The 23,974-nt window shown below is 38.9% G+C and carries 23 protein-coding genes and 1 riboswitch; of the genes, 8 read left to right on the top strand and 15 right to left on the bottom strand.

All coding sequences use genetic code 11. The annotated features are described in order from the left end of the window. Positions 1-154 precede the first annotated feature (154 nt). Positions 155-1,216: a DNA polymerase IV gene (gene dinB, locus AB2B50_RS07030; protein WP_320692768.1), complete on the top strand. Its 1,062-nt coding sequence runs from the start codon at positions 155-157 to the stop codon at positions 1,214-1,216. Positions 1,217-1,250: 34 nt separating this feature from the next. Here the strand turns inward: dinB and AB2B50_RS07025 are convergent, their stop codons facing one another. Together AB2B50_RS07025 and AB2B50_RS07020 are read right to left on the bottom strand one after the other, a co-directional pair. Then, positions 1,251-2,096 carry an undecaprenyl-diphosphate phosphatase gene (locus AB2B50_RS07025; RefSeq protein ID WP_320692769.1) on the bottom strand — a complete coding sequence of 282 codons (846 nt, stop codon included), beginning with the start codon at positions 2,094-2,096 and terminating at the stop codon, positions 1,251-1,253. Between the two features lie 61 nt (positions 2,097-2,157). Beyond that, positions 2,158-4,053 carry a DUF2207 domain-containing protein gene (locus tag AB2B50_RS07020; protein WP_320692770.1) on the bottom strand — a complete coding sequence of 632 codons (1,896 nt, stop codon included), beginning with the start codon at positions 4,051-4,053 and terminating at the stop codon, positions 2,158-2,160. A 130-nt stretch (positions 4,054-4,183) separates the two neighbouring features. On the opposite strand from AB2B50_RS07020, the gene AB2B50_RS07015 reads away from it, so the two are divergent. Together AB2B50_RS07015 and AB2B50_RS07010 are read left to right on the top strand one after the other, a co-directional pair. Continuing rightward, the gene (locus AB2B50_RS07015) at positions 4,184-5,749 is read left to right on the top strand and encodes an ABC transporter substrate-binding protein/permease (RefSeq protein ID WP_320692771.1); all 1,566 of its coding nucleotides are present in this window, start codon (positions 4,184-4,186) and stop codon (positions 5,747-5,749) included. Then, the gene (locus AB2B50_RS07010; RefSeq protein WP_000081949.1) at positions 5,749-6,489 is read left to right on the top strand and encodes an amino acid ABC transporter ATP-binding protein; all 741 of its coding nucleotides are present in this window, start codon (positions 5,749-5,751) and stop codon (positions 6,487-6,489) included. Before AB2B50_RS07015 ends, AB2B50_RS07010 begins: the two co-directional genes overlap by 1 nt. 458 nt (positions 6,490-6,947) lie before the next feature. On the opposite strand, the gene AB2B50_RS07005 is transcribed toward AB2B50_RS07010, so the two are convergent. From AB2B50_RS07005 to AB2B50_RS06945, 13 genes are all read right to left on the bottom strand, one after another. Further along, positions 6,948-7,163, bottom strand: a complete 216-nt coding sequence (locus AB2B50_RS07005) for a capsule biosynthesis transcriptional regulator (RefSeq protein WP_001140700.1) — start codon at positions 7,161-7,163, stop codon at positions 6,948-6,950. A 105-nt stretch (positions 7,164-7,268) separates the two neighbouring features. Further along, a complete protein-coding gene (locus AB2B50_RS07000) occupies positions 7,269-8,165 on the bottom strand; it encodes an SPFH domain-containing protein (RefSeq protein WP_000243418.1) in 897 nt (298 codons plus the stop codon). An 82-nt stretch (positions 8,166-8,247) separates the two neighbouring features. Continuing rightward, positions 8,248-9,498 carry a threonine ammonia-lyase IlvA gene (gene ilvA, locus AB2B50_RS06995; RefSeq protein WP_045763620.1) on the bottom strand — a complete coding sequence of 417 codons (1,251 nt, stop codon included), beginning with the start codon at positions 9,496-9,498 and terminating at the stop codon, positions 8,248-8,250. Between the two features lie 80 nt (positions 9,499-9,578). After that, positions 9,579-10,601 (bottom strand): ketol-acid reductoisomerase, encoded by a 1,023-nt coding sequence (gene ilvC / locus AB2B50_RS06990; protein ID WP_045763621.1) that lies wholly within the window; start codon positions 10,599-10,601, stop codon positions 9,579-9,581. Between the two features lie 218 nt (positions 10,602-10,819). Beyond that, entirely contained in the window at positions 10,820-11,296 is a 477-nt protein-coding gene (gene ilvN, locus AB2B50_RS06985; RefSeq protein ID WP_001253809.1) for an acetolactate synthase small subunit, read from the bottom strand. After that, entirely contained in the window at positions 11,289-12,989 is a 1,701-nt protein-coding gene (locus AB2B50_RS06980) for an acetolactate synthase large subunit (protein ID WP_049527360.1), read from the bottom strand. The genes ilvN and AB2B50_RS06980 overlap by 8 nt, the downstream gene beginning before the upstream one ends. 211 nt (positions 12,990-13,200) lie before the next feature. Further along, a complete protein-coding gene (gene rplA, locus AB2B50_RS06975; RefSeq protein ID WP_001085672.1) occupies positions 13,201-13,890 on the bottom strand; it encodes a 50S ribosomal protein L1 in 690 nt (229 codons plus the stop codon). Between the two features lie 96 nt (positions 13,891-13,986). Next, on the bottom strand, positions 13,987-14,412 hold the full coding sequence (gene rplK / locus AB2B50_RS06970) for a 50S ribosomal protein L11 (protein ID WP_001085808.1): 426 nt from the start codon (positions 14,410-14,412) through the stop codon (positions 13,987-13,989). A gap of 192 nt (positions 14,413-14,604) precedes the next feature. Continuing rightward, positions 14,605-15,087, bottom strand: coding sequence for a GNAT family N-acetyltransferase (locus AB2B50_RS06965; RefSeq protein WP_320692772.1), 483 nt, complete (start codon positions 15,085-15,087; stop codon positions 14,605-14,607). Further along, on the bottom strand, positions 15,062-15,481 hold the full coding sequence (locus AB2B50_RS06960) for a chromosome partitioning protein ParB (RefSeq protein WP_320692773.1): 420 nt from the start codon (positions 15,479-15,481) through the stop codon (positions 15,062-15,064). Before AB2B50_RS06960 ends, AB2B50_RS06965 begins: the two co-directional genes overlap by 26 nt. 26 nt (positions 15,482-15,507) lie before the next feature. Continuing rightward, positions 15,508-16,158, bottom strand: coding sequence for a phosphatase PAP2 family protein (locus AB2B50_RS06955; protein WP_049503048.1), 651 nt, complete (start codon positions 16,156-16,158; stop codon positions 15,508-15,510). Next, positions 16,148-16,711 carry an ECF transporter S component gene (locus AB2B50_RS06950; RefSeq protein ID WP_320692774.1) on the bottom strand — a complete coding sequence of 188 codons (564 nt, stop codon included), beginning with the start codon at positions 16,709-16,711 and terminating at the stop codon, positions 16,148-16,150. The genes AB2B50_RS06955 and AB2B50_RS06950 overlap by 11 nt, the downstream gene beginning before the upstream one ends. Positions 16,712-16,868: 157 nt before the next feature. Further along, positions 16,869-17,086, bottom strand: a riboswitch (FMN riboswitch). Between the two features lie 48 nt (positions 17,087-17,134). Then, positions 17,135-17,638, bottom strand: coding sequence for a tRNA (cytidine(34)-2'-O)-methyltransferase (locus AB2B50_RS06945; RefSeq protein WP_320692775.1), 504 nt, complete (start codon positions 17,636-17,638; stop codon positions 17,135-17,137). Between the two features lie 393 nt (positions 17,639-18,031). Here AB2B50_RS06945 and trkA point away from each other — a divergent pair, with 393 nt between their 5' ends. The 5 genes from trkA to arcA all read left to right on the top strand — a co-directional run bounded on the left by trkA (position 18,032) and on the right by arcA (position 23,959). Beyond that, positions 18,032-19,381 carry a Trk system potassium transporter TrkA gene (gene trkA / locus AB2B50_RS06940; protein ID WP_320693309.1) on the top strand — a complete coding sequence of 450 codons (1,350 nt, stop codon included), beginning with the start codon at positions 18,032-18,034 and terminating at the stop codon, positions 19,379-19,381. Between the two features lie 3 nt (positions 19,382-19,384). Then, entirely contained in the window at positions 19,385-20,824 is a 1,440-nt protein-coding gene (locus AB2B50_RS06935) for a TrkH family potassium uptake protein (protein ID WP_320692777.1), read from the top strand. A gap of 162 nt (positions 20,825-20,986) precedes the next feature. After that, on the top strand, positions 20,987-21,619 hold the full coding sequence (locus AB2B50_RS06930; RefSeq protein ID WP_320693308.1) for a hypothetical protein: 633 nt from the start codon (positions 20,987-20,989) through the stop codon (positions 21,617-21,619). A gap of 61 nt (positions 21,620-21,680) precedes the next feature. Continuing rightward, complete coding sequence (locus AB2B50_RS06925; protein WP_320692778.1) at positions 21,681-22,373, top strand: CPBP family intramembrane glutamic endopeptidase; 693 nt, start codon at positions 21,681-21,683, stop codon at positions 22,371-22,373. Positions 22,374-22,729: 356 nt separating this feature from the next. Further along, entirely contained in the window at positions 22,730-23,959 is a 1,230-nt protein-coding gene (arcA, locus tag AB2B50_RS06920) for an arginine deiminase (protein ID WP_320692779.1), read from the top strand. Positions 23,960-23,974: the final 15 nt, after the last annotated feature.

Below are 23,974 nucleotides of genomic sequence, written 5' to 3'. Positions count from 1 at the left end.
ACTAAAAACTCACTTTTTTAACACTTTCTTTTCTAATACAGTTTAAAATATACCACAAACTGTATTATATTTTTGAAAGAGGTTATTTGATTTTCATTTTTTTCAGAAAAAGAGTATAATAAAATTAAACAAACTAGCACTGAGGGGTTTCTCCATGTTGATTTTTCCACTGATGAATGATTTATCTCGTAAAATCATCCATATTGACATGGATGCCTTTTTTGCTGCGGTAGAAATTAGAGACAATCCTAAGCTTAAAGGGAAACCCGTTGTTATTGGTAGCGACCCTAGAAAAACTGGTGGTCGAGGAGTTGTTTCTACCTGTAGCTATGAAGCGCGAGTCTTTGGCATACACTCAGCTATGAGTTCTAAAGAAGCCTATGAACGTTGCCCTCAAGCCGTTTTCATTTCTGGAAACTACGAAAAATATACTGCTGTCGGTCAACAGATTCGAGATATTTTCAAACGTTATACAGATAAGATCGAGCCTATGAGTATCGATGAAGCTTATCTAGATGTGACTGAAAACAAACTCGGCATCAAATCTGCCGTTAAGATTGCTCGACTAATTCAACAAGATATTTGGAATGAACTTCATTTGACCGCTTCTGCTGGTGTGTCTTACAATAAATTCTTAGCTAAAATCGCTAGCGATTACCAAAAACCTCGAGGTCTGACAGTTATTCTCCCTGATGAAGCTGAAGATTTTCTCAAACAAATGGATATCGCTAAATTCCACGGTGTAGGTAAGAAAACAGTTGAAAAATTGCATCAAATGGGAGTATTTACAGGCGCTGATCTTTTAAAAATTTCTGAAATTAGTCTCATTGACCGTTTTGGTCGACTCGGTTTTGACCTGTATCGCAAGGCTCGTGGCATTGATAATTCTCCCGTCAAATCCAATCGCATTCGTAAGTCTATCGGAAAAGAAAAAACTTATAGTAAGATTCTCAATCTAGAAGAGGATATCAAAAAAGAGCTAACCCTCCTTTCGGAAAGAGTTGCCCTAAGTCTTCAAAAACATGAAAAATCTGGAAAGATTGTTATTTTAAAAATCCGCTATGCTGACTTTTCTACAATGACTAAGCGGAAAAGCTTATCTCAAAAGATCCAAGATGCTGAAACGATTTCACAAATGGCTATCCAACTTTACGAATCTCTGACAGATAAAGATAAAGACGTCCGTTTATTGGGAGTCACAGTGACTGGATTTTAAAACCTTGACGGAATCTTCCCTCAAGGTTTTTTTCTTATACAAATAATCGTACAAAGCTATAAACTAGCAAGATACTACCAAGGACAATACGGTATTTACCAAACATCGTAAAGTCGTGTTTTTTAACATAGCTGGTCAAGAAACGAATGGCAACCATGCTGACTGCAAAAGCGACTACCATGGCAACTAAAAGTAAGAAAAATTGACCAAAGCTCAAGACTTCTCCTGCCTTGATAAATTTAAAAATCTTCAAAGCACTGGCTCCAAACATAACTGGAATTCCTAGGTAGAAGGTAAACTCAGTTACCACCGAACGACTGGTTCCATTTAATAAACCACCGACGATAGTTGCTCCGGAACGGCTAGTCCCTGGTAAAAGGGCCAAGACTTGGAAAAGTCCGATATAGAGGGCTGTTTTATAAGGCAACTTATCTAGCTCTGTGACTGTTGGCTCAATCGCTTGCGCTTTGTTACGTTTTTCAAGATAGATAAAGGCAACCCCATAAACAATCAACATAATGGCTACTGAAACCATATTGTGGAAGTGAGTATCAAACCAATCATCAAACTTAAAGACTAGAAGAAGAGGGAGAGTTGCAACAAATACTTTGGACCATAATTGCCAAGTTCTACGAACTTGAACTTTATCCTTACCTGGTTTGAAGGGATTAAGTTTGTTAAAGTAGATAACCATAACGGCTAGGATCGCACCCAGTTGAATGACTACGTTAAACATAGACATAAAAGCTTCATTTTGATCTTTATACTGGATAAACTCTTCTGCCAAAATCAAGTGACCAGTACTTGAAATCGGCAACCATTCCGTAATTCCTTCAACAATCCCAAAAAAGATTGATTTTAAAATTTCAAAAAAATACATAGATTACTCCTTTTTCTACCCTCCATTATATCATACTTTTAAAGACTGTGTTGAGTTTTCTTTAGAAAGCGCCGATACTTCCACCACCGCCACCGCCTGAGAAACCTCCACCAGAGCTACCGCTTCCAGATGATACAGAGAAGGTACTTGCTGTATTTGCGACCGAAGTGTATTGATTAATGTGAGCAGCAGATATATGAAACTGTTTATCCCATCCACAAGATACATAAAGATTCATAGTTTCGTTTTCAAGTTGAATATTGTGGAGCTTCATGATCTTATTCACTTTCTTTGCGTATCCATACAGAGTTGCATAAACCAAAAGACGATTCCAAAGTACAATGCTCTCTAGTTCAGCCTTATCAAGATGAGCAATATCACGAAGCATATTTTCAAAACTTGTCCAAAGGTAATAGGCTTCTGCCCCTTCTTCGTTTAAGACTCCATCACGAGATGGACCTCGAGTCACAAAATAAACTAAGGCACTGGCAAGTAAGCCTATTAAACCTAGGGAAAGTAAAGGAAGTGAAAAATAACCACGTGTTCGCAGACTATAATAAAAGACAAGAAAACCTATTAAACCTGTTATAGCTGAACAGACTTTCATACCATTCACAAGACTACTTTCTTTATCAGTCAAAGGACGATAATAGCTTGGAAGACGTAGAATTTTTACCTTGTCTCGAACACAACTTTGCATGCGTTGAAGTCGTCTCTCGAAGGAACGCTTGAGATGCAAACCGAATTCGCGAATATGCTGCTCATCAGCTTCCTTAGCTCCATGGAATAGTCCTGAAGAAACTTGATACTCTAGAAAAAGGTCTGAAAGAGCCAGTTCTTTATTAGTTGAGAGAGTCATCCGCAAGCATTCTTTTTCAAAATTCGACAAGCCTTTTTCACTATTGATTTTTATCCACGGTTCTTCTTCACCCTGAAAAATAGATAAATGCCCTCGATCAACTAAGTCTAGCAAGGTCGCCTGAATCAATCGTTCAAAAGAGAATTTGCCAAACTTCTTCTTATTCAAGGGACTGATTTCCTCCAAGGAGGTAGAGTAAATAGCCTCCGCCAAAACCATTGGAGGTAGATCCATTGGGGGTTCGTAGAGTCGATGATCCTTTGGATATACCTTTTTGAGGGCCGTATGTTTACGAAATGCTCGATAATACATGATGGTCATCATCAATAACACGATAAAGATTATTGGAAAAATCCACTTTATCATGAGACTAGCTTGCACTTTGCTAGCTTTTATTTCTATTTCAATTTTTTTGAAATCTCTTAAACGCTCTTCTTCCAGCCCTTGGCTTGGAGCTAACGAGAAAGCCTCTCTGGGCCAATAGGCATGTAGCTCAACTTGACGTTTTCTAGGAAGATTTTTCATCTTCACTCGATAAATATCATTTACTTTTTCGACACTACCCTCATTGAGGAGTTTTCCAGTATGAAAAAAGACTTTCTCTGCCGGACTATCTGAAGTTACTCGGAATTCTAAGTCTTTGATGTCTCCTGAACTATCTGTCAGTGGTTGCCAATTCAGCTCAGCAATATCCTGATATAAGAAAAGAAGATTTTTTAATTGCCAGGTAATGGTTACACGTACAGTATCTCCAGCTTTTCCTGGATTTAAAATTATTACTTGATAGCCTTTCCCATTTTCCTTTGTGTAGGAAAGGGCATCTTCTATAATTTCCCCATTCTTTGATACTAGAACAGTGGGATCATCATCAATCTCAAAGCCTTCTGGCATTTTCCCTGCTTTTCCTAGTCCAACCGATTGACCATTAAAATCATCTTTAAAACGATAGGTGATTGTTTGTTGGAAAACTGCTGTATTATCTGCATGAATATTCAAATCTCCCTTATAAGATAGAATATCAAAGTCTACAGCAAAAACCAGGTGCGGTACCAATAGCAAACAGGCAAACACCAAAGTAAATAGCCATCTTTTTTTCATCGTATACTCCCTTTCAAGTTTTTTCACTATTATATCATTTTTCACAAGTAAGGGTTTACTAAGATTGAAAAAGTTCCGCTTTTTCGATACAATAGAGAGAAGCAATTTTAGACTAGAAATAGGAGAAAACATGAAAAAATTATGCTTAACTATCCTTGCTAGCCTGGCCCTTACTCTAGGACTAGTTAGCCAGGTCCAAGCCGATGAATATTTACGCATCGGTATGGAGGCAGCCTACGCACCCTTTAACTGGACTCAAGATGACGACAGTAACGGCGCTGTCAAAATCGATGGAACCAACCAATATGCTAATGGTTACGACGTTCAAATAGCTAAAAAGATTGCTAAGGACCTAGGAAAAGAGCCCTTGGTTGTTAAAACCAAGTGGGAAGGACTTGTTCCAGCCCTTACTTCTGGTAAGATTGATATGATCATTGCAGGTATGAGCCCAACTGCTGAACGCAAACAAGAAATTGCATTTTCAAGCAGCTACTACACTAGCGAACCTGTACTTTTGATCAAAAAGGATTCTGCCTATGCAAACGCCAAATCACTAGAGGACTTTAGCGGAGCAAAAATCACTTCTCAACAAGGTGTTTACCTTTATGATTTGATTTCACAAATCTCAGGCGCTCAGAAGGAAACTGCCATGGGAGATTTCGCCCAAATGCGTCAAGCTCTTGAAGCTGGTGTCATTGATGCCTATGTTTCTGAACGACCAGAAGCTCTCACCGCCGAATCAGCAAACGCTAAGTTCAAAATGATTCAGCCTGAACCTGGTTTTAAAACTGGTGAAGAAGATACATCTATCGCTATTGGACTTCGTAAAGATGATGACCGTATTAGCCAAATCAACGCCAGTATTGAAACCATTTCTAAAGATGAACAAGTTGCACTCATGGATCGTATGATTAAAGAGCAACCAGCAGAATCTACTACGACAGAAGAAGGCAACAGTAATTTCTTTGGTCAAGTCGCTAAAATTCTGACTGAAAACTGGCAACAACTCTTGCGTGGTGCTGGTATTACCCTTCTCATTTCAATTATCGGTACCATCGTTGGTCTCGCTATCGGTCTTGCTATCGGTGTCTTCCGTACAGCACCTCTATCTGAAAACCAATTTATCTTTGGTATCCAAAAACTAATCGGTTGGATTCTCAATATCTATATCGAAATTTTCCGTGGAACACCTATGATTGTACAATCTATGGTTATCTACTATGGAACTGCTCAAGCTTTCGGGATCAACCTAGACCGTACGCTAGCTGCTATCTTTATCGTTTCAATCAACACTGGTGCTTACATGACTGAAATTGTTCGTGGTGGTATCCTAGCTGTTGATAAGGGACAATTTGAAGCAGCGACTGCACTTGGTATGACCCACAATCAAACCATGCGTAAGGTTGTCCTACCACAGGTCGTTCGCAACATTTTACCTGCGACTGGTAATGAATTTGTCATCAACATCAAGGATACTTCTGTATTGAACGTTATCTCGGTTGTAGAGCTTTACTTCTCAGGAAATACGGTAGCAACACAAACCTACCAGTACTTCCAAACCTTTACCATCATCGCAGTTATCTACTTTGTCCTCACCTTCACAGTAACGCGTATCCTACGCTTCATCGAAAAACGTATGGATATGGATACCTACACGACAGGTGCTAACCAAATGCAAACGGAGGATTTGAAATAATGAGTCAACCAATCCTTGAAATCAAACACCTCAAAAAATCCTACGGGCAAAACGAGGTCCTAAAAGACATCTCTCTCACTATTCATAAAGGAGAAGTGATTTCTATCATCGGTAGTTCCGGTAGTGGTAAATCAACCTTCCTACGTTCTATCAACCTTCTCGAAACACCAACTGAAGGTGAAATCCTTTATCACGGTGAAAATGTCCTCGAGAAAGGCTATAATCTCACTCACTATCGTGAAAAGCTAGGCATGGTTTTCCAGTCCTTTAACCTCTTTGAAAATCTCAATGTTCTTGAAAATACGATTGTTGCACAGACAACCGTTCTCAAACGTGAACGATCAGAAGCAGAGAAAATTGCTAAAGAAAACCTTGAAAAAGTTGGAATGGGAGAGCGCTACTGGCAAGCTAAACCTAAGCAACTTTCAGGTGGTCAAAAGCAACGTGTCGCCATTGCTCGCGCACTTTCTATGAACCCTGATGCCATTCTCTTTGATGAGCCAACTTCAGCCCTTGATCCTGAAATGGTCGGTGAAGTTCTAAAAATCATGCAAGAACTAGCTCAAGAAGGCTTGACAATGATCGTTGTAACCCACGAAATGGAATTTGCTCGTGACGTATCACACCGTGTCATCTTTATGGACAAAGGTGTTATTGCAGAAGAAGGCAAACCTGAAGATTTATTTACAAATCCTAAAGAGGAACGTACAAGAGAATTTTTACAACGCTATTTAGGATAAGACAAAAATGGTTGAATAAACCTCTTCAACCAAGAGTTGTTTTCCTATTCAATCCCAAATCAACATTGAGTCAAAGGCTCATGAACATAAAAATCAAGGTCGGAGTTTTTTATTCCGACCTCTTTTTATATACTTTAAAAATCTCTTTTATCCCTTCTTCTGTTTCCTGAACAAGTATTGCTTGTAGCTATACTCCTAATCTTTTATTTGATTTTCATGAGTGATACTCAATGAAAATCAAAGAGCAAACTAGGAAGCGAGCCGCAGGCTGTACTTGAGTACGGCAAGGCAAAGCTGACGTGGTTTGAATTTGATTTTCGAAGAGTATGAGATCACTCAGATCCCTGTCAACCTAGTTCATCCTGATAAATAGATTTGTTGAGCAGGTCATAGCATGGCTATTTCGCCGTTCCATAAATAAAAGCAGACCCTAATTAGAGTCTGCTTGTATCCAAAGATTAATCTTCAAATTTTTCATGATTTTTTTCATAGAAATCAATTAATCCAAGGGCTGTTTCAAAGGAAATATTTTTAACTTTTGCACGTCCTTGAGCTAGAGCAATGATAGACATTTCACGTGCATTCGTTTCTTTAGAAATACGATAACCAGTGATCTTCTTATCACGAACCCAGCTAACAACTGATTCTACTTTTTCAAAGTTAGTCTTAGCCATGTTTTTCTCCTATTTTATTCTTTACGATATTTAATTGTATACGTTTTTATGGCATTTGTCAATAAAAAAACATATATCCAATCAAATAAGACGTTAAGATTTAGTTTACTTGGCTTTTAAAGCCGATAATATATGGGTTCGTATATCTTCAACTCCGTTAGGATTTGCTGGTAAGAAAATTGTATTATTACCTTGTTTTTCTGCAAAATTATTCAATGTATCTAAATACTGGTTAGTTAACAAGATTGACATGATTTGCTCTTCAGTTAATTCAACATTGGCTCCTTTTAACTCTTTAATAGAATCAGCAAGTCCATCAACAATTGCTTTTCGTTGCTCTGCGATCCCCACACCATGTAGGCGATCCTTTTCTGCCTCTGCTTCGGCCGCTGTTACGATCTTAATTTTATCTGCTTCGGCCAATTCTTGTGCTGCTACTCTCTTACGTTGAGCAGCATTGATTTCATTCATCGATTGCTTGACTTCCGCATCCGGCTCTACTTTGGTAATGAGCGTTTTGACGATAATGTACCCATACGTTGACATTTCTTCCGCTACTTGTTTTTGAACTTCTAATGCAATTTCATCCTTTTTCTCAAACAATTCATCCAAAGTTAACTTAGGAACTGATGAGCGCAATGCGTCTTCAATATAAGATTTGATTTGAGCCTCAGGTCTCATTAGTTTATAGTAAGCATCTGTAACATTTTGTTCATTTACTCGGTACTGTGTCGCAACATTCATCGTCACAAATACGTTATCTTGAGTCTTGGTTTCCACAACGATTTCACTTTGCAAGAGACGCAGTTGTACACGAGCTGCAATTTTATCAATCCCAAATGGTGCTCTTAGGTGAATACCACTATTGCTCAATTTTTGATACTTACCAAATCGTTCAATGATAGCTACTGATTGTTGTCGAACAACATAGATTGAGCTCATTAATATAGCTCCTACAATAAGCATTAGAATAATTAGAACAAGTATAACTTTTAAAACCATGGGAATCTCCCCCTTTCTTCACTTACATTATAGCACTAGTAAATAGGTTAGGCAAATAATATGATAAAAATTTCATAGCATATTAAACAAGCATATTATATAGGGTCTCATTCCCATTCAAGTTAATATAAGACGGGTCGAATTTTTCCATCCGGTGAATCAATCCCGCATAATCATGTTTATCAGCAAGTGCAATCCCTATTAGTACTGGACCAGTTCCCTTGCTAGCTCGTTTGATATATTCAAAACGAGTAATATCATCATGAGGTCCTAAGATATCATTTACAAACTCTCGAAGTGCTCCCGGACGTTGTGGGAAATTCACTACAAAGTAATGCTTGATACCATCATAAATCAAGGCACGTTCTTCCATCTCTGGCATACGGTTGATGTCATTATTCCCTCCAGAAATGATACAACAAATAGTCTTGCCCTTAATATAATCGGATAATACTTCTAGAGCTGCAACACTAGCAGCACCCGCAGGTTCTGCTACGATACCTTGTTTAGAGTAGAGATCAATTAAGGTCTCAGAAATCAAGCCTTCATCTACACCGATAAGAGTTTCTACATGTTTGCGTGTTGCTTCATAGGTCAACTGCCCTACCTTTTGCACGGCAATTCCATCCGCAAACTTATCAATTTCTTTAAGTTTAACCGGTCCCCCAGCTTCAAAGGCAGCCTTCATAGAACGAGCACCTTCAGCCTCTACTCCAATGACCTCAATCTGAGGATTTGTTTCTTTAATATAAGTAGAAACACCTGAAATGAGACCTCCGCCTCCAACAGGTACCAAGACAGTATCAAATTCAATAGATTCTTTACGAGCTTCTTCTAAAATTTCATAGGCTACCGTACCCTGACCAGCTTGAACATAGGGATCATCAAAGGGGTCAATAAAAGTACGATTTTCAGCTACGGTAAAGTCTTGAGCAGCCTTGGCTGAAGCATCAAAAGTATCCCCTACTAATTTGATAGTAACAAAATCTCCTCCAAAGAAACGAACCTGACCAATTTTCTGTTGAGGTGTCGTAATTGGCATAAAGATTGTTGCAGGAATCTTCATCTCATTACATGTGTAGGCAACTCCTTGAGCGTGATTGCCCGCTGAAGCACACACTACACCACGTTCACGCTCCTCTTTTGTCAATTGGGAAATTGCGTAATAAGCCCCACGAATTTTAAAAGAACGGACACGTTGAGCATTTTCCTTTTTAAGATAAATTTTCGCTCCGTATTTTTCGGATAAATAATGATCGTAGTCAAGTGGCGTATTGGCTACTACACCACTCAAAACCTTGTGGGCTTTCACCACATCTTTTGCACTTAGCATAATCTCCTCCTCGATGAGTTTTCAAGATAAAAAACGAGTTAGGTTCCCCCCAACTCGCCTTCTGTTTATATTCTTAAAAATTAGTTGTAGATCTTGAATGCATCATCGTCGTTTTTACCGACAAATGGCATTGCTTTACGCAATTCTGCACCAACTTTTTCAATTTCAAGGTTAGCTGCTTGTTCACGGTAGGCAGTCAATTTTGGACGTCCAGCTTTGTAGTCATTTACAAAGTCGTTAGCAAATTTACCATTTTGGATATCCGCAAGAACTGCTTTCATATTTTCTTTGACTTGTTCAGTGATTACACGTGGACCTGAAACATAGTCACCATATTCAGCAGTGTTTGAAATTGATTGACGCATTTTCTTGAATCCACCTTCGTAGATCAAGTCAACGATCAATTTCATTTCGTGAAGAACTTCAAAGTAAGCCAATTCTGGAGCATAACCAGCTTCTGTCAAGACTTCAAAACCAGCTTCGATAAGAGCAGTCAAACCACCACAAAGTACTGCTTGTTCACCAAACAAATCTTCTTCAGTTTCTTCTTTGTAAGTTGTTTCAAGAAGACCTACACGCGCTGCACCAACACCTTTACACCAGTCCATAGCGATGTCTTTAGCATTTCCTGTAGCATCTTGGTAGACAGCGTAAAGCGCTGGAACACCAAATCCTTCTTCGTAAGTACGACGTACCAAGTGTCCTGGCCCTTTAGGAGCACACATGAAGACGTCAACATCTGCAGGAACTTTGATGAATTCGAAGTGGATGTTGAAACCATGTGCAAATCCAACAGCATTCCCAGCTTCCAAGTTTGGAGCAATTTCTGCTTCGTACAATTCTTGTTGGATTTCATCTGGTGCCAAGATCATGATAACATCAGCCAATTTAGTTGCTTCTGCTACTGTGTAAGTGTCAAAACCATCTTCTTTTGCTTTATCAAAAGACTTACCTGGACGTACACCGATGATCACATCGCGACCTGAATCACGCAAGTTTTGAGCGTGCGCATGTCCTTGTGAACCATAACCAATAACGGCGATTTTTTTACCGTCAAGTGCTGCTACTTTTACATCTTTTTCGTATTCCATTTGAACTGCCATAGTTTTTTCTCTCTTTTCTATTTTTATTGCCTGTTAGGCTAGTTTAACAAATTTAAGTTGGATTCTTTTACTCAATGAAAATCAAAGAGCAAACTAGGAAGCTAGCTGTAGGTTGCTCAAAGCACTGCTTTGAGGTTGTAAATAAGACTGACGAAGTCAGTAACATATACCTACGGCAAAGCGACGCTAACGTAGTTTGAAGAGATTTACGAAGAGTATTAGTCGCGGGTAAATCCAGTTGCACCCGTACGAGCGATATTCTTAATACCGTAAGGTCGAATGACTCGAATCAAAGCTTCACTCTTTTCTGCATTCCCAGTCATCTGAATGGTAATGGAACTTGGAGCTACATCGACTACTGTTGCACGGAAAGGTTGGATAATAGCCAAAATTTCTGCACGTTTTTCAGCAGGCGCTGAAACCTTTATAAGAATTACTTCTCGTTCTAAGTGGGGCTGATCCGTAATATCACGAATACGAATTACATCAATCTGACGATTAAGTTGTTTGATGATTTGCTCCACCTCATCATGTGAGGCAACATCGATGATAATGGTAATTCGTGATACGTTAGGATTTTCCGTTGCGCCAACAGAAATGCTTTCGATATTGACTTGACGTCTCGATAAAACTCCTGTGAAGCGATTGAGAACACCTGAACGGTTTTGAAGTTTGGCTGTTAACATTCTACGCATTAAACTTCACCCCCAACATCTCATGATTACTCTTACCAGCTGGGACCATCGGTAAAACATGTTCTTTCCGAGAAATGTCTACTTCAATAAACATTGGTTCATCTTCCATGATGACTTCCAAATCCTTCTCAAGAGTTTCAGGATTATCAAACTTATAATTCTTAATTCCATAGGCTTGAGCCATCAATTGGAAATCTGGAAGGCTATCAAAGACCGACTCTGAAGTTCGACCATCATAGAAGGCTTCTTGCCACTGGCGAACCATCCCGAGTGAATGGTTATTAAGCATGATGACCTTGATTGGAATCTTGTAAATATTTAAGATTGCCAATTCCTGATTGGTCATCTGGAAACCGCCATCTCCGACAAAGAGAACAACTTCTTTATCTGGATTAGCAATCTTAGCACCAATAGCTGCTGGGACTCCGAATCCCATGGTTCCTAGACCACCTGATGTTACCAATTGACGCTCGTTTTGGTAAGGATAGTATTGAGCCGTCCACATTTGGTGTTGTCCAACGTCTGTTACGACAATGGCATCGCCATTGGTCAACTCACCAACGCGTTCAATAACTGCTTGAGGTTGAACCACACGTTCTTTCTTATCATAAGAACGAACACGATTCTTATCTTTGGTAACTTTCTCAATCCACTTTTCAGTATTGTTACGAACGATTGGCTCAGCTAGTAACTGCTGCAAAGCCTTTTTCGCATCACCAACAACCGGAATATCAACTGCGATAATCTTACCAATCTCTGCAGGATCGATATCAATATGCGCTACTTTTGCATTCTTAGCAAAGGTTTTAGGATTTCCAGTCAAACGGTCATCAAAGCGGCAACCAATAGAAATCATAAAATCAGCCTCAGTCATGGCAATATTTGCTGCAAAGGAACCATGCATTCCACCCATTCCCAAAAACAGTGGATGGCTAGTTGCAATTGTCCCCTGTCCCAAAAGACTTGTCACAACTGGAATTTGATAACGCTCTGCAAATTCATTTAACTCTGCTGCAGCCTCAGCGTAACTAATCCCACCCCCAGCTAGCAAGACTGGTTTTTTAGCCTTAGACAATTGCTTCAAGATTTTCTTGATTTGCATATCATTTGGCTCAAGTGTTGGCTGATAACTTGGTAAATCTATCTCTGGAGAGTAAATGAAGTCTGTCTCAAGCGCAGAAACATCTTTTGGTAGGTCAATGACGACTGGTCCTGGACGACCTGTAGTCGCAATATGCACAGCTTCTGTAATAATTCGCGGAATATCCGCAGTTTCTCGAACCTGATAATTGTACTTAGTGATTGGCATGGTGATACCAACGATATCAGCTTCTTGAAAAGCATCCTTACCGATTCCCGCTCTTGCAACTTGTCCTGTGAAGACCAAAAGGGGAACACTATCGCTCATAGCATCTGCGATCCCTGTAATGGCATTTGTAGCTCCTGGTCCGCTTGTGACGACTGCAACACCCAGTTTTCCTGTTGACTTAGCATAACCTTCAGCTTCGTGAAGACAGCCCTGCTCATGGCGACCTAGAATATGGCGGATTCCCTTAAAATTATAAATAGCATCATATAAAGGAAGTACTGCTCCACCAGGATAACCAAAAATCGTGTCGATTCCTAAGTCGCGAAGTGTTTCCAAAACAAGATCCGATCCCGACTTAGGTGAGTCTAAAATGATTTTCTCCATCGTTCCCCTTTCTCTTCTCTTAAAAATAGCTTGTTACTATGATACCATTTTTTCAAAAATTTTCAAGAGAAAAGAGCAAATTTTCTGAATTTTCTATCTAGATATTTTACAATATTAAATGAATTAGAAAGTTTATACGTATTTATATTTTTTAACAGAAAAAAGGTTGAGACAGATCTGTCTTCAACCTTTCATGTTAAATTATTACTAATTAAAGTGAGTTAACGTCAACCTTGATACCAACACCTTGAGTAGTTGTGATTGTCAAGCTTGTTACATAAGTTCCTTTAGCAGTAGCTGGTTTAGCTTTTTGGATTGTTTCGTTGAATGCTTTGAAGTTTTCAACCAACTTGTCAGCTTCAAATGAAACTTTACCGATGATCGCTTGTACGATACCTGCACGGTCTGCACGGTAAGTGATTTTACCACCTTTAGACTCTTCAACTGCTTTAGCAACATCCATTGTTACAGTACCAGTTTTAGGGTTTGGCATCAAGTTACGAGGTCCAAGGACACGTCCAAGACGTCCAACAAGAGCCATCATGTCAGGTGTAGCGATAACTACATCGAAGTCCAACCAACCGTCGTTGATTTTAGCAACAAGGTCATCTTCACCAACAAAGTCTGCACCAGCAGCTTTTGCTTCTTCAGCTTTTGCACCACGTGCAAATACAAGAACGCGAGCTGTTTTACCAGTACCGTTTGGCAATACCATTGCTCCACGGATTTGTTGGTCAGCTTTTTTAACGTCAATGTTCAAGTTGTAAGCAACTTCTACAGTTGCATCAAATTTTGCAAAGTTAGTTTCTTTTGCAAGAGCTACAGCTTCTTCTACGCTGTATGCTTTTGTGCTGTCGATCTTCTCAAGAGCAGCACGAAGTTGTTTGCTTTTTTTAGCCATTTTCTATTCTCCTTGTAAGTGGTTCAATCGATTTTCATCTCCCACGTCACTTCTCGAAATGATGAAGTCTTGCGGGTTATATAGGGATGTTATTGATTAGTCAACAACAGTGAATCCCATAGAACGAGCAGTACCTTCGATCATACGCATTGCAGACTCAATGTTTGCAGCGTTCAAATCTGGCATTTTAGTTTCTGCAATTTCTTGTACTTGTGCACGAGTAACTGTAGCAACCTTAGTTTTGTTAGGTGTACCTGATCCTTTTTCAACACCTGCAGCTTTTTTCAAAAGAACAGCAGCTGGTGGTGTTTTTGTAACGAAAGTAAATGATTTGTCTTCGTATACAGAGATAACAACTGGAATGATCATACCAGCTTGGTCAGCAGTACGAGCGTTGAACTCTTTTGTGAATCCCATGATGTTGATACCAGCTTGACCAAGAGCAGGTCCAACCGGTGGAGCTGGTGTAGCTTTACCAGCAGGGATTTGCAATTTTACAAGTTTTTCGACTTTTTTAGCCATTTTTAAATCCTCCTTTGTGGTTTTGGCGGTAATTTAGAGATTTTTACCTCCCACAAGTATGCTTTACACATACCCATCTATTATACACTATTTTTAAAAAAATGCAAGAGATATTTTTATTTTTGATATTTCTTTATGTTACATTTTTTGGTGAAATCAATCTTCAAAATCTTCTACCATGATGGAAAGCATTCATTCGATTAAAGTCCGTACAAAACTCAAGCCCTTTTCAGTAGCACCGCTTTCCACAAAACCAAGAGACTCAAAACATCTTCTAGAAATCCGATTGAAAGTGTAAATTTCTTGAACGTTCAATTGTTTCCAACCCTTTTGACGAGCTAGATCAATCAAAACCTTCAAAACCTTGCGTCCAAGTCCCTGATGTTGATAAGTCGGATTGCCAATCACAATAGGAAGATTCTCCTGAGATAAGGTTACATCCCCAATTGGAAGCCACTCTCCCTTTTCTCGAAACTCAATCCAGAACAAATCCCCGTGACTCTCTAAATAGGAATACATAGCATTTAATTTTTCTGAACTATAGGGTATTCTAATACCGTCTACAAGTTCTACCAAATCCACATCTTGATACCAGGCCAAAGCTGCATCATGATGATCTGCTAAAAAATAGGGAACTAAACGTAAGGAATCATCTATCTGAATGATCTTTGTCATCATTTTCTACTCCTAATACTAGCTCCACTGCTTGATTAAAACCATCACACCAGTTATACCATTTTGCTTCATACTCATCTTGGGGTAAGATATGATTTTTTAAATCCAGAACAGAGTATATCTTTCTTTTCTCACAAGCTTGCGCATAGAGATGATATAGTTCGTCACCTCCATCTCTATCAAACTCAGCAGAAATTGTATCCTGGCCTACCAACAAAGCCTGATAAGCCCTGTGATGCCCATCTGTAATCAAGAAGCAATTTCCATATGCAAGAACACTGATTGGATTGATATTGGGCTTTTCTTTCGACTGATAAAGCATCTGGATATCTTGTAACTTCTTTTCTGATAAGTATAGTTGAGTCGGATGAAGATCTTTTATGTTGACTTCCATTTTATCTCCTCAAGAAGGGGCAATTCCTACTTCTGCTTTCCTTTGAAGCGCCATTGAAAACGCAGTTTATCATAGAAAGGAAACTCCATAAACAAAACTCCTAGGCCTACACAAAGGCTGGCAATCACATCTGATGGGTAGTGAACTCCCAGATAGACCCTGGATACCAATACACTAACGAGATATAGACTTAGCAAGATTTGCACGACTTTTCTCCAAGTTGTATTCTTAATCCGTTGGCTCAAAATCACAATCAAAGATCCTACCATGAGCGTCACAGCTAGAGAATGTCCACTAGGAAAAGAAAAACCTTTTTCCTCTACTAGATGTACTATTTCTGGTCTAGGTCGTTGGTAGATATTTTTAAAAGTTACGATTAAGATTCCAGCTAAAGTCAAATTCCCCAGCATGAGATAACTTTCCAGTTTCCATTGCTTACGGTAAAAAATAAAAGCTACAATGAGAACCCAAGTGATAATGACTGGGATATCAATTAAATGTGTGATTGTTCTGAAAAGGAAGGTCAAGGAAGCAGGTAAGTCACCTCGAATAGCAGTCTGGATTGGTTGATCAAAGCCAATCAGCATATTAGGGTAAAACTTAACAATATAACCTAAAATTACAAAAAGCAAAAGGGCAAAAGAGCCCTTCATCAAATATGTTTGTTTATCTTTCATAGTATTTTAAAGTTGGTTTCAAAAGGACAAACAACAACCAGAAAGAGATGGCAAAGATAATACCTTCAATCAGATTAAAAGGCAAGACCATAGTCATCAGGTAGTTGCTCAATCCTAAGATTTTCTCAATATCAAAATTAGCAAACTTAGCGTACAAAGGAACAGCATAGACGTAGTTCAGAATTAGCATAGCTAGAGTCAAACCAAGCGTACCAGCTAGTGAAGCTAGGACGAAACGCATAGTTGTTCGCTCTTTTTTCCAAATCAAACCAAAAGCAAGCACAAAGACTCCCAAGGCAACAATATTCATCGGTAAACCAATATAGGTACTAACCCCTTGATTGTTCAAAAGGATTTTCAACAAGGACCGAAGGAAAAGCACTCCAAAAGCTGCTGGTAAATCCAAGACTACCAAGCCCACAAGGACCGGTAAAATACTGAACTCAACCCTCAAGAAGGATGCCGCTGGCAAAAGCGGAAAGTCAAAGTACATCAACACAAATGAAAGCGCTGATAGAATTGCAATGGTCGAAAGTCGACGTGTGTTTGTCATAACAGGTTCCTCCAATTTTCTATAAAATCAGAAGAAGTTGGAAAGGATTCCTCTATCTACCCTCTATTTTTATATTCCAAAAGTTTCCCCTCACTCTGTTTAAGCAAGCGGTTGCAATTTACCTATAAAAAATCAATTAGAATAGACAAAGCCATTCTTTCGTCTTCTCCCATCCAGACTATACTGTCGGTTGTGGAATCTCACCACATCAGCTTGCGCTCGCGGACTTCTTTTACTAAGATATTTTGGATTAATCTAGGCGCCGCAGTCGAAGATGATACTTAAGTATATCGAGACAAGACAACGACGAGTAAGCCAAAATAGCTAGTAAAAGTCACCGCCGGTCGGGAATTACACCCAGCCCTGAAGACCCCTTTATGATAACAAAAAAAGCTTGCAAGCGCAAGCATTTTATCTAAGTGTTTATTTCAATTTATCTGTTTCATAAGTGTGAACCAGTTCGAGACCCACAAAGTTTTGTTGTCGGAGAGCCTCATAGACAATCATACATACTGTATTAGATACATTCAGACTACGAACATGTTCATCATTCATAGGAATTCTGAGAGCCTTTTCTGGATGCTCACGCATAAATTCCTCAGGCAAGCCCTTATCTTCTCGCCCAAAGAGAAAATAATGATCTCCTTCTGTCGTGAAATCTGCATCTGAATAGACTTTTTCTGCAAACTTGGAAATCAGGTAGAGCTGACCATCCATTTTTCCCATAAAATCAGCCAAGCTATCATAAAAATGAATCTCAAGCTTGTCCCAATAATCTAGACCTGCCCGCTTCATCTTACGATCATCAATAGGAAAACCCATCGGTTTGATAATATGAAGGGGCGCATTCGTTGCTGCGCAAGTACGAGCAATATTACCCGTATTTTGTGGAATCTGGGGTTCAAATAATACAATGTGATTTGTCATGCCTTGTTTCCTCTCACTAGTGCAAAAAAATAGCCACACTGCCCGGAGTCAAGCTCAGCAAACAGCGTGGTTAAGGCGTCGTTAACTTACCTCACAACAGGTTTGAAGTAAATCAGCGAAACTACTGTTTTAGTATATCACTTTCAGCTTGATTGTCAATAGAAATGACTTGATTTTTTCAATTTTTTTACAAACATATTTACATTAGTTAAAAATGCTTCTATATTCATTAGAATTAGACGAAAATAGCTGATTTATATCTTAAATTTTGAACAAGTAAGATTATTAATGAGACAATTTTCCACCCTAATAATGAAAAGAGTCGGTTGCCGAGTGCATTTTATTCTAAAAAAGAGTATGATAGATACATATTGAAAAAGTAGGTTATATAACATGAAGATTATTCTTGTCGGAGGGGGGAAAGTTGGTTCTGCCCTCTGTCGTTCGCTTGTCGCTGACAATCATGATGTTGTCCTCATTGAACAAAATGAAACTGTTCTTAACTACATGACAAGCCGTTTTGACATTATGGGAATTGCAGGTAATGGAGCTGATTTTGCTATACTAGAAGCAGCTAATGTCCAAGACTGTGATATTTTTATTGCTATGACTCAGTATGATGAAGTCAACATGGTTTCAGCTCTTCTGGCTAAAAAAATGGGGGCTAAAGAAACTATTGTTCGTGTCCGCAATCCTGAATATTCCAACCCCTATTTCAAAGAAAAAAATATTCTAGGTTTCTCTCTGATTGTCAATCCTGAACTCCTTGCAGCTCGTGCTATCGCTAATATTATCGATTTCCCAAATGCTCTATCTGTTGAGCGTTTTGCAGGTGGTTTGGTTAGTCTAATGGAATTTGTTGTCCGTAAGGATAGCAATATTTGTCAGATGTCTATCGCAGACTTTCGGAAAAAGTTTGGCAATGTGATCGTCTGTGCTATTGAGCGAGACCATAAGCTCATGATTCCAAGTGGAGATATGGTCCTCCAAGACAAGGACCGAATCTTTGTTACAGGTGATCGAGTTGATATGATGCTCTTTCATAACTATGTCAAATCTCGTGTTGTTAAGAGCTTGCTCATTGTCGGTGCAGGAAAAATCGCTTACTATCTCGTTGGCATTTTAAAGGATAGCCGTATCGATACCAAGGTCATTGAGCTCAATCCAGATCGTGCAGCATTTTTCAGCCAAAAATATCCCAAACTCTATATTGTACAAGGTGACGGAACGGCAAAAGATATTCTCCTAGAAGAAAGTGCTCAACATTACGATGCTGTCGCAACTCTTACTGGCGTTGACGAAGAAAATATCATTACTTCTATGTTCTTAGATAGTGTAGGTGTTCAGAAAAATATCACTAAGGTCAACCGAACCAGCCTTCTAGAGATTATCCATGCTCCAGAGTTTTCTAGTATCATCACACCAAAAACAATCGCTGTCGATACCATTATGCACTTTATCCATGGTCGTGCTAATGCTCAATATTCAGACCTTCAGGCTATGCACCACCTTGCAAATGGACAGCTTGAGACACTTCAATTTCTCATCAAGGAAGCCAATAAAATGACTGGCAAACCCTTGTCTCAACTTAAATTCAAAAAAGATTTGTTGATTGCTGCTATTATTCGTAATGGAAAAACTATATTCCCAACTGGTGAAGATAGTCTTCAAGTCGGTGATAAGCTAGTGGTTATCACACTACTGTCAAATATCACCAAGATTTACGATTTGCTAGAGAGGTAAGCCATGAATAGAAGTATGATTCGCTTTCTTCTCGCAAAATTGCTCTTGATAGAAGCTGTACTACTCTTAGTTCCTGTTAGTGTTGCTCTCTATTATCGAGAATCTAGCCAAGTTTTCACAGCTCTTTTTTCTACTATTGGTATACTTGTGGTTCTAGGAGTTCTCGGCATCATTAGCAAGCCAAAAAAACAACGTATCTATGCAAAAGAAGGGGTCTTGATTGTTGCTCTATGTTGGATCCTCTGGTCTTTCTTTGGAGCTCTTCCTTTTGTTTTTTCTGGACAAATCCCCAATCTCATAGATGCCTTCTTTGAGATTAGTTCTGGCTTTACAACGACAGGAGCAACTATCCTCAACGATGTTTCTGTCTTAAGCCGTTCTCTTCTATTCTGGCGTAGCTTTACCCATCTCATCGGAGGGATGGGGGTGCTGGTGTTTGCTTTAGCGATTATGGACAACGCTAAAAATAGCCACTTAGAAGTTATGAAGGCAGAGGTTCCTGGCCCAGTATTTGGTAAAGTGGTATCTAGGCTTAAAAACACAGCTCAGATCCTCTACATCCTCTACCTGGCTATGTTCGCCCTCTTTGTGGTTATTTATTACCTTGCTGGGATGCCACTCTACGATAGTTTTGTTATTGCTATGGGAACCGCTGGAACTGGAGGTTTCACTGTCTATAACGACGGTATTGCCCACTACCAAAGCTCTCTCATCACCTATCTGACAAGTGTCGGGGTTTTGATGTTTGGTGTCAATTTCAATCTCTACTACTACCTCATGCTCCGTCGTATCAAGGAATTCTTTTTTGATGAAGAACTCCGAGCATATCTCTTGATTGTAGCCATATCTACTGGTCTAATCACACTCAACACGCTTCACCTCTATAGCGGAGTTTCTCAAAGTTTTGAGATGGCCTTCTTCCAAGTATCTAACATCATTACCACTACCGGTTTTGGATATGGAGATATCACGAACTGGCCTTTGTTCTCTCAATACATCTTGCTAATGCTGATGGCAATCGGTGGTTCTGCTGGTTCTACCGCTGGTGGTCTCAAGGTCATCCGTGGAGTCATCCTATCTAAAATTGCTAAAAATCAAATCTTGTCTACCATATCACCTCACCGTGTGTTAACCCTTCAGGTTAATCAAACGGTTATTGATAAGGATACCCAGCACAAGATCCTGAAGTATTTTGTGGTTTATATCATGATTCTACTCAGTTTGATTTTCATCGTCAGTTTAGATACCAATAATTTAATGGTTGTCACGAGTGCTGTTTTCAGTTGTTTTAACAATATCGGTCCTATTTTAGGAACAACTGCAAGTTTCTCAATTTTTAGTCCATTTTCAAAACTTCTACTATCTTTTGCAATGATTGCAGGACGTCTTGAAATCTATCCAATCATACTGCTCTTTATGAAGCGCACTTGGTCTAAACGTTAGAACAATCAACTGTACAACCTATCTCCCCTCTTCAAGGAACCCTTGAAGGGGGATTTTTTAGTTTAAAAGACAAGACAGCTCTAAAAATCGACAATTGGGAATTTAAGGATTTTTCTCTCCTATCTTTTAGCTATAATAAGAAAAAAATATAGAGGATACTTTATGGAAAAAGTCATAAAATCAATTCGACTACTCTTGTTCTTTGCCTTAATCCAACTGGCATTTTGTAGTTGTATCTTTTGGTCTGGAACCTCTCTGGCCCTCAAACAATCCTGTTTTTATTTTCTACTGGCTTTATTGGGCTTATCTGGGTCTTGTGCCTTTATGCATTATTTATCTAATCACAACCTGAAAAGAGATAGACTGATTGATAGGAGTCGCTTTATCTTTTTATTTTATAGTATGATGATTGTGGTCAACCTCTGCGGGGTTGGGATGGTTCTATCAGATACTATCGTTACTGTCAACTTACTTCAAAAAGAAGCTGTAGAACTCATCCTCCCCTCCTTCTTTTTTCTCTTTGGAGTTGATCTTATTACCTTTTTCCCCTTGGAAAAATGGAGAAGGTTGCAAAAAAATTCCAGTAGCAAGGAAGTGAGATTTTCCATCATCTTCATTTCCATTTTAATCTTCCTACGTAATCCAATCACCATTTTATCCATCGCTTTTTATATTGGCCTTGGCGCTTTATTTCTCAGTTTTTTATTCCCAAAAAACTTAAGACAAGAGGTGTCATTCTACAGTCATTTGATTCGGGATATTCTATTTGTCGTTTGTACCTTCCTCTTATGGTAACAAATAGAATCCTTGCAATAATTATGTTATAATTAATAAAAATTTTTTAGGAGATACATCAATGAACTTTTTTAAAGATTTTCGTAAACGACTCGCTTGGTTTGGGATTTTGTTAGTAGCTATCTTTCTATCTCAGACTCCTATGCTAACTCTAGCTATACTAACTAAAATTCAGTTTAATCCAATCTGGTCAACAATTCTTGTGTCCCTTATTTCGATTCTTGTACTTGCTATCTTTTTATACGGAGCCCATAAGAGCAAGTTGCTGGATTTAAAATCTAAACTTCTCACCATTAACGATCTTCCTCGCATTGTCTTAAGCTATCTAGCTATTTATGTTGGAAATCTTGTGGGTGGAATCTGGTTACAACTCGTGAAACAAACAACAACTGCTAATCAACAAGTAATTAACAACCTTGTTTCTGAAAGCTCTCTGATTAGCAGTTTCTTCCTCATCGTTTTAATCGCACCTATTTGTGAAGAAATCATTTGTCGCGGGATTATTCCTACCAAACTCTTCCAAGGCTACGAAAAGTTTGGCTATGTCATTGGTTGGCTAATCTTCCTTCTTGCACATATGCCTTCTAATCTCCCTTCCTTCTTGATTTATGGTTGGATGTCAGCCGTCCTCTCTTGGACTGCTTATCGTACCAGACGTTTGGAAATGTCTATCTCGGTCCATATGCTACTTAATAGTATCAGCTTCATCTTACTGGCACTCTTCACAATTTTTATGAAAAATTTCGGTATCTAATACCCAACTATCCATTCCTTTAGGCTAGATCAATCGTCCTGCTCTAAGGGATTTTTTTGTTTCAAACAGCACTTTATCTCGGAAAAATTCATTTTTTCTACCAACTTAAAAAAATTTTTAAAAAAATTTTAAAAATATTTTTATGCATAAATTTTATAGAATATAAAAATAAGTTAATTCAACATGTATATTTGTGAATATTCTTATAAAAAAATGTAAGAAATCCTTTGAAATAGGCATTTTAAAGCCTTTTAGGCCTTATCATATCTCTTGTAATGCATATTAATTTGTGATACTATTAATTTGTAAGCGATACCAATATAATTTGGTACACACGAGAAAAAAGGAGGATTCCCATGTCTTCACATCCAATTCATGTTTTCTCAGAAATTGGAAAACTGAAAAAAGTTATGTTGCACCGTCCGGGTCAAGAATTAGAAAACTTGATGCCAGATCACCTTGAGAGGTTGCTCTTTGATGACATCCCATTCTTAGCAGATGCCCAAAGTGAACACGACGCCTTTGCTCAGGCACTCCGTGACGAAGGAATCGAAGTGCTCTATCTTGAACAATTGGCTGCTGAATCATTAACTTCTCCTGAAATACGTGACCAGTTCATCGAAGAATACCTCAACGAAGCAAATATTCGTGGTCGACAAACTAAAAATGCCATCCGAAAACTGCTTCATGATATTGACGACAACCTTGAACTGATCAAGAAAACAATGTCAGGTGTTCAAAAAGTTGAATTACCTGACATCCCTGAAGAAGGCAAAGGATTAACTGACTTGGTTGAATCTAACTATCCGTTTGCCATCGATCCAATGCCAAATCTTTACTTCACTCGCGACCCATTTGCGACTATCGGGAATGCAGTATCACTTAATCACATGTACGCCGATACACGCAATCGCGAAACACTTTATGGTAAGTACATCTTCAAGCATCACCCAATCTATGGAGGTAAGGTAGAGCTCATCTATAACCGTGAAGAAACTACTCGTATTGAAGGTGGAGATGAACTTGTTCTTTCCAAAGATGTCCTAGCAGTTGGGATATCTCAGCGCACTGATGCTGCTTCTATCGAAAAACTTTTGGTTAATATCTTCAAAAAGAATGTTGGCTTCAAGAAAGTTTTGGCTTTTGAATTTTCAAACAACCGTAAGTTCATGCACTTGGATACCGTCTTCACCATGGTAGACTATGACAAATTTACAATCCACCCTGAAATCCAAGGCAACCTTCGCGTTTATTCTGTTACTTACGAAAATGAAAAACTCAAGATTGTTGAAGAAAAAGGAGATTTGGCAGAACTCCTTGCTCAAAACCTTGGTTTAGAAAAAGTTACACTCATTCCTTGTGGTGATGGGAATATCGTTGCAGCTGCTCGTGAACAATGGAATGATGGCTCTAACACTCTCGCTATTGCACCAGGTGTCGTAGTCGTTTATGAACGCAACACTGTGACTAATAAAAAACTTGAAGAATACGGACTTCGTTTAATTAAGATTCGTGGAAGGGAATTGGTACGCGGTCGTGGTGGACCTCGTTGCATGTCAATGCCGTTTGAACGCGAAGACATTTAGATTCTTCCTATTTCT

The sequence above is a fragment of the Streptococcus fermentans genome (assembly GCF_040888305.1).
Lineage (GTDB): Bacteria > Bacillota > Bacilli > Lactobacillales > Streptococcaceae > Streptococcus > Streptococcus fermentans.
The sequence above is the reverse complement of the archived record's forward strand: the minus strand, read 5'-3'. Positions and strand labels throughout refer to the sequence as shown.